Annotated in this window: 12 protein-coding genes; all 12 read left to right on the top strand. The window is 56.2% G+C overall.

What is annotated here, in order from left to right:
• Positions 1–196 precede the first annotated feature (196 nt).
• The 12 genes from argR (at position 197) to LAO76_12670 (ending at position 14665) form a co-directional block, all read left to right on the top strand.
• Positions 197–637, top strand: a complete 441-nt coding sequence (argR, locus tag LAO76_12725) for an arginine repressor (protein ID MBZ5491787.1) — start codon at positions 197–199, stop codon at positions 635–637.
• Positions 637–1683 carry an N-acetyl-gamma-glutamyl-phosphate reductase gene (gene argC / locus LAO76_12720; protein ID MBZ5491786.1) on the top strand — a complete coding sequence of 349 codons (1047 nt, stop codon included), beginning with the start codon at positions 637–639 and terminating at the stop codon, positions 1681–1683. The genes argR and argC overlap by 1 nt, the downstream gene beginning before the upstream one ends.
• Positions 1680–2462: an acetylglutamate kinase gene (argB, locus tag LAO76_12715; GenBank protein MBZ5491785.1), complete on the top strand. Its 783-nt coding sequence runs from the start codon at positions 1680–1682 to the stop codon at positions 2460–2462. Before argC ends, argB begins: the two co-directional genes overlap by 4 nt.
• Complete coding sequence (locus tag LAO76_12710) at positions 2459–3697, top strand: aspartate aminotransferase family protein (protein ID MBZ5491784.1); 1239 nt, start codon at positions 2459–2461, stop codon at positions 3695–3697. Before argB ends, LAO76_12710 begins: the two co-directional genes overlap by 4 nt.
• Before the next feature lie 5 nt (positions 3698–3702).
• A complete protein-coding gene (gene argF / locus LAO76_12705) occupies positions 3703–4713 on the top strand; it encodes an ornithine carbamoyltransferase (GenBank protein ID MBZ5491783.1) in 1011 nt (336 codons plus the stop codon).
• Between the two features lie 141 nt (positions 4714–4854).
• The gene (locus LAO76_12700; protein MBZ5491782.1) at positions 4855–6105 is read left to right on the top strand and encodes an argininosuccinate synthase; all 1251 of its coding nucleotides are present in this window, start codon (positions 4855–4857) and stop codon (positions 6103–6105) included.
• 2 nt (positions 6106–6107) lie between these two features.
• Positions 6108–7505: an argininosuccinate lyase gene (gene argH / locus LAO76_12695; GenBank protein ID MBZ5491781.1), complete on the top strand. Its 1398-nt coding sequence runs from the start codon at positions 6108–6110 to the stop codon at positions 7503–7505.
• Positions 7489–8007 (top strand): N-acetyltransferase, encoded by a 519-nt coding sequence (locus LAO76_12690; protein ID MBZ5491780.1) that lies wholly within the window; start codon positions 7489–7491, stop codon positions 8005–8007. The genes argH and LAO76_12690 overlap by 17 nt, the downstream gene beginning before the upstream one ends.
• Positions 8004–9191: a bifunctional glutamate N-acetyltransferase/amino-acid acetyltransferase ArgJ gene (gene argJ / locus LAO76_12685; GenBank protein MBZ5491779.1), complete on the top strand. Its 1188-nt coding sequence runs from the start codon at positions 8004–8006 to the stop codon at positions 9189–9191. The genes LAO76_12690 and argJ overlap by 4 nt, the downstream gene beginning before the upstream one ends.
• A gap of 212 nt (positions 9192–9403) precedes the next feature.
• On the top strand, positions 9404–11932 hold the full coding sequence (locus tag LAO76_12680; GenBank protein ID MBZ5491778.1) for an AMP-binding protein: 2529 nt from the start codon (positions 9404–9406) through the stop codon (positions 11930–11932).
• 294 nt (positions 11933–12226) lie between these two features.
• Positions 12227–13408: a TIR domain-containing protein gene (locus tag LAO76_12675; GenBank protein ID MBZ5491777.1), complete on the top strand. Its 1182-nt coding sequence runs from the start codon at positions 12227–12229 to the stop codon at positions 13406–13408.
• A 618-nt stretch (positions 13409–14026) separates the two neighbouring features.
• Positions 14027–14665, top strand: a complete 639-nt coding sequence (locus tag LAO76_12670) for a hypothetical protein (GenBank protein ID MBZ5491776.1) — start codon at positions 14027–14029, stop codon at positions 14663–14665.
• Positions 14666–14702: the final 37 nt, after the last annotated feature.

Here is a 14702-nt window from a genome sequence, read left to right as displayed (position 1 = left end):
CGCCCTGTTTCATATTCACCTTTGTGTTCCGTAGCCTGCCGCTGCGATAGACACGTTTTCCGATCACGGCGATCGCCAGATCACCAGATCTCCTTTGTGTTCCTTCGTGTCCTTTGTGGTTAAGTCTTTTCTTTTTCTATTGACACATCCATATTTCTCCATGCATATTTATACATCGCACTGCATAATTATTCGTATGACGAAACTGGCCAGACAGCAATTGATTGTCGAGCTCGTGCATGAAGGCCCCTTGCCGAATCAGCAGGAGCTGGTGAAGGTGCTTGCGCGCAGGGGCTTCCCCGTGACGCAGGCCACGCTTTCGCGCGACATCAATGAGCTGCGGCTGGTGCGGACGCCTGAAGGCTACACGCTCCCGAGTGGCGATGCCGGCCCTGATCCCACGCCCGCGGTTTCCCGCGTGGTGCGGGAATTTGTGGTGGAAGTGCGGCGCGCGCAAAACCTGCTGGTCATCAAGACCGTCTCCGGCGCTGCCCAGCCGGTCGCACTCGGTGTGGATTCTGAAGGCTGGGACGAAGTTGTGGGCACCGTCGCCGGCGACGACACGGTGCTCATCATCACGCCCGACAATAAAAGTGCCAAAAAGTTACAGACGCGCCTTGAGGACATGCGCGCCTGATGCCGCAAACAATCCAGCCCGCGGTTGTTGGCGCAACCGGCTATGCCGGTTTTGAATTGGCGCGTCTTCTCGCCCGCCATCCTTACGCAAAAAAGCCCGTTCTCTTTACCCGCAACGTTGAGGCCAGCACAACGGCAAAGCTCGATGAGCTTTATCCCCACGTCAGCGGCAATGGCGGATATCCGCTTGAGCCGTTTCGCTGGGAAACCCTCAAGGCGAAAAGCGTGAACATTCTTTTTCTGGCCACGCCGCATGAAGTTTCACGCGAGTGGGTTCCTGAGGCGGTGGCCCAGGGCGTTCACGTGATCGATCTGAGCGGCGCGTGGCGGCTGGAGACGCCTGAATACCGCGCGATCTACGATTTCAACGATGAGAATCCTGCGCTGGCTGATAAAGTCATGGCGCAGGCAGTGTACGGAATCCCGGAGCTGCATCGCGCCGAGTTGAAGGAAGCCGCGCTGGTCGCCAATGCCGGCTGTTATGCCACATCCATCATCCTGGCGCTGGCGCCGCTGGTCCGCGCAGGATTGGTTGACCTGAACCACGGGATCGTTTGCGACTCCAAATCCGGAGTTTCCGGCGCGGGCAAACAGCCCACGCAGAAAACACATTTTGTTGAAGTGGCGGAGAACCTTTCCGCCTACTCGGTATTCAATCATCGGCACACCGGAGAAATTCTGGAGCAGCTTGGAATACTGCCGGAACAGCTCATCTTCACGCCGCACCTGCTGCCCATCCCGCGCGGAATTCTGTCTACGATTTACGTGCGCCTGAATTCGGTGATGGCCGCCGACGCCGTTGAAGCCTGCATGCGCAAGTTTTATGACGATTCCACTTTTGTGCGCATCTTCCCTGCCGGCAAGCTGCCGCAGATTCAATATTCACTGCACACCAATTACTGCGACGTTGGTTTCACGCTTGCCCCGGACGGCAAGCGGCTGGTTATCGTCTCCTGTCTCGACAATTTGGTAAAAGGCGCGGCGGGACAAGCGGTACAAAACATGAACGTAATGTTTGGCTGGAATGAAGAGGAGGGCCTGAAATGAAGATTGTAGTCAAGCTCGGCGGCGCCACTCTGGAAGACGCCGCGCTGCTGCATCGCGCCGTGCTGTCGGTGAAACAACTGGCCGCGGAACATCAAGTCGCCGTGGTCCACGGCGGCGGCGCTGCTCTTACACGCATGCTGGCCCAGATGGGCAAGCAGAGCGAATTCATTGACGGGCTTCGAGTGACCGACGCCGAAACCCGCGACTTTGCCGTGATGGTCCTGGCCGGGCACATGAATAAAAAACTTGTCGCCGCGTTGGGCAGCGTGGGGCAAGCGGCTATGGGCCTGTGCGGTGGCGACGGCCACGCATTCCGCGCGCGCAAAAAGATGACCAACGGCCACGATCTGGGGTTCGTCGGCGAGATCTCCTCGGTCGATCCGCGCTGGATTGAGACCATCTGGCAGCAGGGCTGCATTCCCGTGATCTCAAGCGTTGCCCTGGGTAGTGACGGCCAGTATTACAACATCAATGCGGACCAGATGGCTTCTGCCTGCGCCGTGGCTTGCCACGCCAACGCATTGATCTTTCTCACCGATGTTCAGGGCGTAAAAGATGCTGATGGGCTGGTGATTCGCTGGCTCGACCTCGGTACCGCCGCTGCATTGACCCAGAGCGCAGTCATCGCAGGCGGCATGTTGCCAAAGCTTCAGGCTTGCAAAGACGCACTGCTGCATGGCGTGAATCGCGTGCGCATATTGCCCGCGGCGGAAGTGGAAGCGCTGCCGGAATTTTATTTTGCCAAGATTGACTCAGGGACGGAGGTGCTGGTCGCGTGAACCTGGAGCAGGTAACCAAACTGGAATCTAAACTGCTGGTCTCAACCTACGATCGCTATCCCGTCCTCCTGCATAAAGGTCAGGGAGTGTACCTCTACGACAACAAGGGCCGCAAATACCTTGACCTGCTCAGCGGTATTGGCGTGAATGCGCTGGGCTATGCACATCCGGCGCTCACCAAGACGATTGCAAAGCAGGCGAAGCTGCTGGTCCACACTTCCAACCTCTTTTATCACGAGTATCAGGGCCGGTTGGCCGCTGCGCTGACCAAGATTTCCGGCATGGACCGCGCGTTCTTTACCAACAGCGGGACGGAGGCCTGGGAAGGCGCATTGAAGCTGGCGCGCGCTTATGCGAAAGCAAACTGTGCCGAAGGCAAAGAACCAAAGTGGCGGATTCTGGCCCTGGAACATGCTTTCCACGGACGGACGTTCGGCGCGCTGGCGACAACGCACAAGGAAAAATATCGCGCGCCGTTTGCGCCAGTCGTGCCCGGAGTGGAATTTGTCCGCTTCAATGACGTTGCTGATCTGGAAAGTAAATTTGATTCCACCGTCTGCGCCATTGGATTTGAATTTGTGCAAGGCGAAGGCGGCATTCGTCCGGTGAGCCAGCAATTTGCTGACGCCGCACACAAACTTGCCCGCAAATACAACGCGCTGCTGATCGCCGATGAAATCCAGAGCGGCATGGGACGCACCGGCCGCTGGTTCGCGTATCAAAATTACGGTATCCAGCCTGACTTGGTCACTGTGGCCAAGCCGATCGCCGGCGGTCTACCGCTGGGAGCGCTGCTGGCGACGGAAAAAGTTTCTGCATGCATACACCCCGGCATGCACGGCACAACTTTCGGCGGTGGTCCGCTGGCCTGCGCCGTCGCACTGCAACTGATCACCATCCTGGAAAAAGAAAAGATGCTCAAGCACATCCGAAAGGTCGGTGATTACTTCATTGAGCAACTGCAAAAGCTGCAGAAGAAACACAGTGCGGTTATTGAGGTCCGCGGCCAGGGAGTGATGATCGGCATGGAGCTTGAATCTGCGGACGCAGCCAAACAGGTTTTTCAACAAATGCTGAAGCTCGGCACAATTGTGAATCGCACGGATGAAACCGTCATACGATTCCTGCCGCCGTTCATCATCAAGAAACAACACATTGACACAGCCGTACAGCAGCTTGATCAGGTATTGGCAAAAAGCGCAAAGACAGCGGCCACCGCCGGGAGGAACAAATAAACATGATGCCAGCCAGGATGTACGACCTTACAGCCATGAAAGCGCCAGTGGAGCAGCCCGTGCTCTGCCGCGATCTGGTGTCTTGCCAGGACTTTTCTCCAGAAGAGACGAAGTCAATGTTTGAGCTGACGCACATCATCAAGCATCGCCCTGCCGATTTCCGTGGCGCGCTGGCGGGCAAGCAACTGGTGTTGTTCTTTGAAAAAGCTTCCTTGCGTACACGCCTGACGTTTGAAGCCGGCATGGCCAGCCTGGGCGGCACGTCCCTCTTCATGGACCAGACACGCTCACTTCTGGGCGAACGCGAGCCCGTCTGTGACATCGCGCGCAACGTTGAGCGCTGGGTGGACGCCGTTGTGCTTCGCACGTTTGAGCATAAGACCATCGTTGATATGGCGCGGCACACATGCATTCCCGTGATCAATGCTCTAAGCGACTATGAACATCCTTGCCAGGCCTTTGCCGACTTCTTCACTTTAGAAGAAAAGTTTGGGGACTTGAGCAAAGTGCATCTGGCGTATGTTGGCGATGGCAACAACGTGGCGCATTCGCTCATGCTGGCCGCTGCAGCGCTGGGTACGAGCATTTCCGTGGCGACGCCAAAAGGCTATGAGCCACTACCTGAAGTCACTGCCGCCGCCAAGAAGATTGGCCGAGGCACCGGCGCCATTATCGACATTACGAATGATGCCGTGAAAGCGGTCACGGGCGCCAACGCCATTTACACCGATGTCTGGGCCAGCATGGGCCATGAAAAAGAAGCAGCCGCGCGCGCCAGGATCTTCGCGTCGTATCAGGTGAATGAAGAGCTGTTCTCGCATGCCGCGCCACACGCGGTGTTTATGCACTGCCTGCCGGCGCATCGCGGCCAAGAAGTTACGGCGGGCGTGATTGATTCACCACGGTCCATTGTTTTTGACCAGGCGGAGAACCGCATGCACATACAGAAAGCGATCTTACTATTACTACTGGGCAGCGGTATGCGCACCTCACCCACAAGGAGCAATCATGCGTGAAAGGTTGAGGCGCAAGGAGGCGTGAGCGATCCCGCATGCTGGGATGAGAGCCTCCTGCCGAAATCCTGAGCGGAGCGCCGCTAGGCGCGTAGTCGAAGGATCAGTTGTAACGATAACTAAGAGGTTTTATGAGGAGCATTCATGCGTGAAAAGGTAGTACTGGCATATTCCGGGGGGCTCGATACCTCCATCATCATTCCGTGGCTTAAGGAAAACTATAACTGTGACGTGATCGCCATGATTGCCGACGTGGGCCAGGGCGAGGACATTGACGCCGTGGTGGAAAAGGCCCATAAGACCGGCGCGGCAAAGGTGATCGTAAAAGACCTGCGCGATGAGTTTCTGCGTGACTACGTTTTTCCGGCCCTGCGCGCAGGCGCGGAGTATGAGCACAAATATCTTCTGGGAACGTCACTGGCAAGACCGGTGATCGCCAAGCACCAGGTAGAAGTTGCCCTGAAAGAAAACGCCACTACGCTGGCGCATGGCTGCACCGGCAAGGGAAATGATCAAGTCCGGTTTGAACACGCTTTCCAGGCTCTGGCGCCAGATTTGAAAGTAATTGCGCCATGGCGGGAATGGACGCTGAAGTCGCGCGAAGACTGCCTGGACTATGCAGAAGCGCGCGGAATCTCCGTAACAGCGAGCCGTGAGAAGATCCACAGCCGCGATCGCAACATATGGCACCTTAGCCATGAAGGCGGCGAACTGGAGGATCCTGCCAACGCGCCCTTTGAATCCACATGGCAGCTCACGCGCTCACCACAGGAAGCTCCCGACCGCGAAGAGACAGTCACTATCGGCTTTGAAGCGGGAACCCCCATCAGCGTGAATGGCCTAAGGCTTGAACCATTGCCGCTGGTGGAACTGCTGAATGAAATTGGCGGACGCAACGCCATTGGCCGCATTGATCTGGTGGAAAACCGCTTTGTCGGCATCAAGTCACGCGGATGCTATGAGACTCCCGGCGGAACGCTGTTGCTAACCGCGCATCGCGAACTGGAAGCGCTTTGCCTGGAGCGCGAAGTCATGCACTTCAAGCAGCTCATGGCGCTCAAATATGCTGAGATCGTCTATTACGGGCTGTGGTTCACGCCATTGCGTGAAGCCCTTGAGGCTTTCGTCGAGGAGACGCAGAAAGAAGTCAGCGGCACGGTAACGCTGAAGCTCTATAAAGGCAATGTCACGATTGGCGGACGCGAATCGGAGTATTCGCTCTACCGCACCGATCTCTCGTCATTCACCATGAGCGAGAGCTACGATCAGAAGGATGCGGAAGGCTTCATCCGTATCCTGGGCCTGCCTGCACGGTCGCGAGCACGGCTCAGGCAGAAACAGACTCCCCAGGACGCGCGGGTTTCGCGCGTTGGGGCGGAGGAGATCGCGAAGTGAAGATGTGGTCAGGCCGGTTCCGGCAGCCGCTGGACCCGCATTTCGAAGAGTGGCAGAGGTCGTTTCCGTTCGACCAGAAGCTGCTGCGCTATGAACTTGCGGCCAGCCGCGCGCACGCGCAGGCTTTGAAAGCCGCGGGCATTGTTACGCCCGCTGAATTCGGGCTGATAGCTGCGGCACTGGAAGAAATTGGCAAGACCAGTGAACAGCAGGCCGGATACTTCGATGATCCTGAAGCTGAAGATGTACATCACTTCGTTGAAAAAAAACTGGTAGGGCTCATCGGCGAAGCCGGCAAGAAGTTGCACAGCGGACGCAGCCGTAACGAGCAAATCGCAACTGACCTGCGCTTGTTCGTGCGTGATTCAGTAGATAACCTACGCGGATTGCTGAGCGATCTGCTGGAGGCACTGCTGGAGCGTGCCGATGATGCGAAGACGCTGGTGATGCCTGCCTATACGCATCTACAGCGGGCGGAGCCTGTGCTGGCTTCGCATTGGCTGCTGGCGTATTTTGAAATGCTCTTCCGTGACGGTGAGCGCCTGCTGGATTGCCGCGAGCGGGCCAACGAATGCCCGCTGGGTTCAGGCGCGGTCGCCGGAGCGACGCTGCCGCTCGACCGTGAACTGGTGAGTCGGGCGCTAGGATTTACGCGTCCCACGGCCAACAGCATGGACGCAACCAGTGATCGCGACTTTGCTGTCGAATTGGTCAACACGCTTTCTCTGCTGGGCGTGCATCTTAGCCGCTGGGCGGAGGAGTTTATCCTGTTTGCCACGCGGGAATATTCGTTCATTACTCTGCCTGAGGCTTACTCCACAGGCAGCAGCGCGATGCCGCAGAAGCAGAATCCGGACGCGCTGGAGCTGATTCGTGGGAAATCTGCGCGGATCATCGGCAATCAGGTGGCGCTGCTTACCGCCATCAAAGGCCTGCCTCTTGCCTACAACAAAGACATGCAGGAAACGCAAGAGCCGCTGTTTGAGGCCGTGGCCACTGCGGGACACTGTCTGAAAGTCGCCGCGGGCTTCATGCGACAGGTGAAGTTCAATCAGGAGCGCATGCAGTCCGCGTGCGAGAGCGGCTTCATGAATGCGATGGCTGCAGCCACGTACCTGGTGAAGCGTGGCGTGCCTTTCCGCCAGGCACATGAGATTGTTGCCAAGGCAGTGCAGAAGTGCGTGCTGCAGGATTGCGAACTGGAGCAACTATCGTTGGATCAACTGCGCGAATTCAGTTCCGCTTTCGACGCCGACATTTACGAGCAGCTCACGGTAGAAAATGTTCTGGCCTGTCATGATGTTGCCGGTGGGACAGCGCCCCATCGCGTGCAGCAGTCACTTAAAGCAGCCCGGGAAAAGCTTGCCACCATGCAGGAGGCACATGGTACGCACGCGTAACGCTATTCTGCCCGACGTGGAGCAAATTCACGCGATCATCCGTGCGTATTCCGGCAACGGTACGCTGCTGCCGCGTACCTTGGCGGAGTTGAGGGAAAACGTTCGGGACTTCGTCGTCGCGGAGGATGACGGTAGGATTGTGGGCTGCGGCGCTCTGCATCTTTACGGCATGCACCTGGCGGAGATTCGCTCCATCGCCGTAACGCCCTCCACCAAAGGCCTGGGCGCGGGACGGAAGCTGGTGGAGGCGCTGCTCAAGGAAGCCGAGCGGCATGAGGTCACGTGTGTCTGCCTGTTTACCCGCATCCCGGAATTTTTTGCCCACATGGGATTCAGCCTGGCCAAACGCGACGATCTGCCGGACAAGATATACAAAGACTGCGTGCATTGTCCCGCGTTCAATGCATGCGACGAGATCGCCATGTACCGCGGCGAGATTCCCAAACACAGCGGAGTGCGCGACTTGCAGATACCAAAACCGCTGGTTAAGCTGACCGTGTGATCACGAACCCGCCCCAGGGATTTCTTTTTTCCGCATGCACCGCCGGCATCAAAGCCAGCGGCAAACCCGATTTAGCCCTGGCCTTGGCTCCCGACGGCGCTTCCGCCGCCGCCATATTCACGCGCAATCAGATCGTTGCCGCGCCTGTAACAGTTGGACGCGAGCATCTTCGTCGGGGACAGGGGCTGATGCGGGCGCTCATCGTGAATGCCGGCAATGCTAACTGCGCCACGGGCAAGCAAGGCCTGAAGGCCGCCAACAGCGTATGCATCGGAGTGGCAAAACAACTCCAGGTCAGTCCGCACCGCGTATTCCCTTCCTCCACGGGGATTATCGGTGTGCAATTGCCGCTGGAAAAGATCCACGCCGCGATTCCGTCGCTGGTCAGTACGGCTTCCCCCGACCCGGATGCGTTCGATCAGTTCGCCAACGCTATCCTTACCACGGACACGCACAAGAAAGTAGCGTCGCAGTCCATAACCTTCAATCAAATTCCGGTGGTGCTGGCGGGAGTGGCCAAGGGCGCTGGCATGATCCATCCCAACATGGCGACCATGCTGGTTTATCTGTTCACCGATCTGGCAGCGAGTCCCCGCGAGTTGCAAACCTGCCTGAAAGAAGCGGCCGATCAGAGCTTCAACAATATTTCCATCGATGGTGACACTTCAACGAATGACACGGCGCTGCTGCTGGGCAGTGGCAAGAGCGGCGTGCAGTTCAAATCTGTCCGCAATGAATTTCAGGCCGCGCTGACGAAAGTATGCCGCTCGCTGGCAGCGCAGATCGTGGCTGATGGTGAGGGCGTAAAGCACGTGGTGCGCCTGAACATCGAACAGGCGCGGTCGCGGAGTGAAGCGCGGCAGATCGGACGCGCGATAGCCAATTCTCCTCTGGTAAAAACGGCCTGGGCCGGCGCCGATCCCAACTGGGGACGCATTCTGTCGGCAATCGGCTATTCCGGAGTCAAGATCAATCCCGAGCGGATCAATATCTATCTGGGCGAACAGCAGATTTGTCGCCACGGCGCTGCGTGCTCTTTCAACCATGATCAGGCGCATGCTTATATGTCAGAGCCGGTGTATGAAATCCGCATTGCGCTGGGCGCCGGGAATGCGGCACTGGAGTTTCTTTCCTGCGATCTAACGGCGGAGTATGTGCGCATTAACGCGGATTACAGTACATAGCAGTCAGCCATCAGCCAAGCCTTTTCACCGCAAGGGACGCGAAGGACGCAAAGGAAGAAGTAAGTTCCGGATTTCCAATTACCTTGGCGACCTTTGCGCCCGTTGCGGTTGAGCTTTTTGGCTAATTGCCAGTTGCCAATTGCTTTCTTCCTGCAGGCTGCCGCGCTTTGCCGCTTTGCGTAGTGTGGGCTGAATCGGTATTTTAGAGATAGATGCCACAGACCCTAGCCGAATATCCGCAACTGCACCTGGCGCGCGGAAGCGAGATTGCGTACGTACATCGTCGCGGATTTCGTACCTTGCGCTGGACCTATGGTCAGCTTGCCGAATTGGCGTTTCGCTTTGCGCACGAACTTGAAGCAAGAGGGATTGGCAAGGACGACCGCGTTCTGTTGTGGGGTGATAACTGCGCGGAATGGGTTGGGGCATTCTTTGGCTGCATGCTGCGCGGCGCAGTAGCTGTTCCAATGGACCGGATTGCCGCGCCTGATTTTGCTCAGCGCGTAATGTCTGATGTGGATGCCAAGCTGATCGTCTGCACCAACTCTTTGACGATCCATGCTGCGGGCCGTCCTTCTCTTGAGCTTGAAAACTTAAGTGAGTCTCTGGCGCAGCGATCACCCGCACCTTACGCTCCCATAAAGATCAGCCGGGATGATACAGCGCAGATAGTCTTCACATCGGGTACTACTGCTGAACCGCGGGGCGTGGTGCTGACGCATGGAAACATTCTGGCCAGCGTTGATCCAATTGAACGCGAGTTTCCCAAATATCGCTGGTCCGAACGGCTATTTCATCCCATACGATTTCTTGAGCTACTCCCGCTTAGCCATGTCTTCGGTCAATTCATGGGAATGTTCATTCCATCGCTGCTTGGCGGCACCGTGCATTTCCAGGACAGCTTTAAACCTACTGATATTGTCACGACCATCAAGACCGAGCGCATTTCAGTACTGGTGGCTGTGCCGCGCGTAGTGGAGTCGCTAAAGAACAAGCTGCGCGATGACATGGGCGCGTATATCGACAAAAACTGGGAGTGCGCGGAGAATGAGCGCTTCCTGAAACGGTGGTGGCGATTCAGAAAAATCCGCCGGCTATTCGGGTGGAAGTTCTGGGCCATTATTTCCGGGGGCGCGGCGCTCGACCAGAACACTGAAGAATTCTGGCGACGTCTAGGCTATGTGGTGGTGCAAGGCTATGGGCTTACGGAAACAAGCTCCCTGATCAGCCTGAACCATCCTTTCAAAGTCGGACGCAGATCGATTGGGAAAGTCCTCCCTGGCCGCGAGATGAAGCTTGATCCCGAAACCGGTGAGATCCTTGTACGCGGAGAAAACGTGGCGCGCCAATACTGGCAAGGGAAAGGATTGAAGCCAGTGACAGGCGAAGAAGGCTGGTTCCGTACTGGCGATCTGGGCGCGATGGACGAAGAAGGCAATCTTTATTTCAAAGGCCGCAGCAAAAACGTGATCGTAACGCCCGCGGGTTTAAAGATTTATCCGGAAGACCTGGAACAGGCCCTGCGCAAACAGCCACAAGTGCGCGACGTGGTGGTCGTGGGTGTGGCTGCGGGAGGAAATGCAGAAGCCTGCGCCGTGCTGCTGCTCAAAAATGGCGACTCCGGCAGCACCGCTGTAACAAATGCCAACCAGACGCTGGCTGATTTCCAGAAGATACGCCGGTGGATGGTATGGCCCGATGACGATTTTCCGCGCACGTCCACGCAGAAGCCAAAGCTGGAATTAATTCGCAAAGCGGCGGAGAGCCAGGTCAATGGCAATCCCACATCAGGATCGCCAAAGAGCAGCCACTCCGGAGATGGAACGCTGGAAGAGCTAATCGGCAATATTGCCGGCCATCGGGTTGAACTCAAGCCGGGGGCTCATCTGGAAAATGATCTGAACCTGAGTTCACTGGACCGCGTGGAGTTAATGGCGGCGATTGAAAGCCGTTATCAGGTTGATCTGGGCGATCGCGAATTTTCCCAGGTAAACACGGTTGCTGACCTGGAGAATCTGCTGCAGAAGTCGGCGCCGGAAGCCAGGGCGAATAACTATCCCTATTCGCGCTGGGCGCAAAACCGTCTGGTGCGATGGATTCGTGTGCTGGGCTATAACTGCGTAACGCTGCCTTACATCATGGTGATGGCGCGGCCAAAGATAATAGGTCGCGAGCGATTAAAAGATTTTCACGGGCCTGCGCTGATTATTTCCAATCACATTGCGCAGATTGATATTGGATTCCTGATGGCGGCGCTGCCCATGCATCTGCGTAACCGGCTGGGTGTGGCCATGCAGGGCGAGATGCTGCGCGCCATGCGCAATCCACCCAAGGAGTGGTTCTTTTTAAAGCGTTGGTGGGAGCAGTTGCGGTACGCGCTGATCGCGATGTTCTTTAATGTCTTTTCGCTGCCGCAACGGGCAAAATATCGTGAGAGCTTCCGGTTTGCCGGAGAGCTGGTGGATCGTGGCTACAGCGTGGTCATTTTTCCTGAAGGACGCCGCACGGAAACCGGTGAGATGTCGCCATTCCGCAGCGGGATCGGATTGCTGGCAACGCACCTGAACCTGCCGATTATTCCCATGCGCATTGACGGGCTGTTTCCTTTCAAAATTGCCAAAAAACATTATGCGCCGCCGCATGCAGTGCAGGTGCGGATCGGCGAACCGGTAAGGTTTGAGCCGACAGCCGATCCGGAGGAAATTGCGAGGGAGTTGCAGAGAATCGTTGAGAAACTGTAGGCAAAAGCAAAAAACTTCCTACCGCTGATTAACGCGGATTGTCGCGGATTTAGAAAGGCAAACCTTACCACTGATTAACACGGATAGCCGCGAGATCGGCAGAGGAGTTTATTGCGTTGTTGAAGAAGCGCGGTATTGAATACGATCTTTGCGTCGCGCCTCCGGCGCTGGCTTCATGTAGCGAGGTGATCCCACGCCTCTGCCGGATCAGGAGGCCCCGCTCTCTGCCAACACTGGGCGAAAAGTGGCACCGACTTCAATCCCATGCCGGAATTACCGTATGCTGTTTGTGTTATGGCAGATGATAAATCCGCGTTCGTTGCGCCCCGCGGGGAAGTATTCATAAGTTACAGCTGGGACAGCGATGAGCATATAAAGGCGGTTCGTGAGTTCGCGGATCGTCTTAGATCCGAAGGAATCGATGCCATCATTGACCAATATGAAGAGTCCCCCCCAGAGGGCTGGCCGAGATGGATGGACAAAAAAATCCGTGATTCACGGTTCGTCCTGGTGGTCTCTACGGAAGAGTACTACAGGGGGGTAATGGGTGAAGCTGCACCGAAGACGCGGCTTGGGGTTCGATGGGAAGGTGGCTTAATCTACCAACACCTTTACAACGAGGGCATAAACCAGAAGTTCATTCCCGTATTGCTTCGAGCCAATGATAAGCAATTCATCCCTACGCCTATTCAGTCTGCGACTCACTATCGAGTAGACACATCCGAGGGATATGACAAGCTCTACGCTCGGCTCTTGAACAGACCAACTGCAAAGAAGCCGTGGTTGGGGCCGATACGGCCGCTGCCTAAGAAAGATGTCAAGACCGACCTGTCCATGTATATGACAGGCCCGATCAACGTGGATCTGTGGAACGAGGCTAAGTGGCAGGGAACTTTTATGTTCATGTTCGAAAGTAATCCACCAGTATTGGGCTTTGCATTCAGGAATGAGAAGGCTGCACGTCAGATTTTCGAAGAATGGCACAAGCGATATGGTCAAGATGATGAGTTCGAAGAACTGCGTATCTCGATCATTGAAGGTAAGATCAAAGGAGAACGGCCCGGGTACACGGTGCACGTTAGTGTTGATTTCGAGAACACCGTGAAAAGGTACAGAGCTGCCGGACTCTCGATTGACGTTGAAAATTCGCTATTCGCGATGATTAGCCGCATAAATCGGATGAACCCGGCACCTGGCTCCAAAAACTTAGAATATTTCAAAGAGGCGTATCGGCATTACAAGACGTACACCTTGGCTCCAGGAGTACTGTCTTCAGATGATTCCTCCGTGAAACCGATGCTGGAACTGGGGATTTTCAAAAACACGATCCATTTCCGGCAGGCTGGTGACATTGACCCAAAGCACGACCCGGACGCAGTAGTTCTCGGAATGGGCAGTGTTGAACGTTCTTTCACACCATTTGGGAAACGACAGCACAGGCAACAGAGAAGCAGGCGAGTGAACAAGAAGAAGTGAACGGCGCGAGCAGTGATCTGCAGAAACTTTGAATCGTTGGACCTGATGCGCGAAATACGTCCCAAGCAAACAGACCGAGTTTTCTCCAACCCTACCTCCGCACCGTTCTGCCACAGCAACTGCACTCGTGTATGGATCCTTGGACGACGAGCTTAGTGTTTTAATGCGCGCGAAAATTGCTTGCATTGCATAACATATTCGTGTAATATTCGCGTTGAATATCCAGTTCACACCCGGCCTTTGGGCCGGGTGTTCGTGTTTTTGGGCTACGGCCCATCAGCCGATGGCTGAGAGGTCGCGGAAGACGTAAGGCGATTTATTCCCTGTCAACCAGGAGCACAGGCAAGAGTGCCTGTGCCACAAAGCTCAGGATTGAATTTGGGATTGGAATTGGGTTTGGGATTGGGTGGCCCTTGGGTGGCCCAAGGGTGGCCCAAGCGTCGCCCAAGGGCCACGCAGGGGCCATGCGAGCGTCGAATGGAAGAAGTGCCTTTGTTTGCAACAAAAGGCGGAAAAAGGCGGGTGGGGGTAGAAGAAATCGGGTGATCCGGTGATCGGGACATCGGGTGATCGGAAACAGTCCTAATGAGCTTGATTGGATGACCATAAGGAGGCGGTATGCCAAGAGCAAAAGAGAGCGGTGCTAATGGGTATAGCGACGAAGAATGGGAAGTGTATCTGAAGGCCAAGACCACTGAGGACTACTGGGCCGTGGACAGGATGCGGGACGAGCGCCGACGGCGGGAGGAGCAAGAAGAACTTAAGGAACAGTGGCCCTCAACCGAGGCTGCGCGGCTGTTTACGCAACTGGGGGAGACGTTTACGGCATGCCAGAAGCTGCTGGAGAAAAATCCGGCAATAGGGGCGGCGGCCAAGCTGGCTGACGGCGAGCGGCACGATGTGTTCACGATGCTGCGGGACAACCTAGAGAAGGCGAACCGTGCGCCGCGATGCGAGTATCCCAAAAGCGGCGGTAAGGCCTGCCGGGCGCCGAAGGTGCGAGGGCAGAAGTATTGCAACATGCACCTGGCGATGGAGGCTGCGCGTCCGACGAAGTTCAGCCTGCCGGCGCTGGACGACGCGAATTCAATCCAGGTGGCGCTTAACAAGACAGCGCAAGGCCTAGTGGATGGCACACTGAACGAAAAAGTGGCCACAAAGCTGGCCTACGTTCTACAAGTGGCGATGAGCAACGTGGACAAGGTAGATTTTGAGCCGGAAGAAGAAGATATGGAGGAAGTGGAAGAAATCGGGTGATCACAAGTGAAAATTGTGCACAGGCAAGAGTGCCTGT

It is taken from the genome of Terriglobia bacterium, assembly GCA_020072645.1.
In the GTDB taxonomy this organism is placed as follows: domain Bacteria; phylum Acidobacteriota; class Terriglobia; order Terriglobales; family Acidobacteriaceae; genus Angelobacter.
The sequence above is the reverse complement of the archived record's forward strand: the minus strand, read 5'-3'. Positions and strand labels throughout refer to the sequence as shown.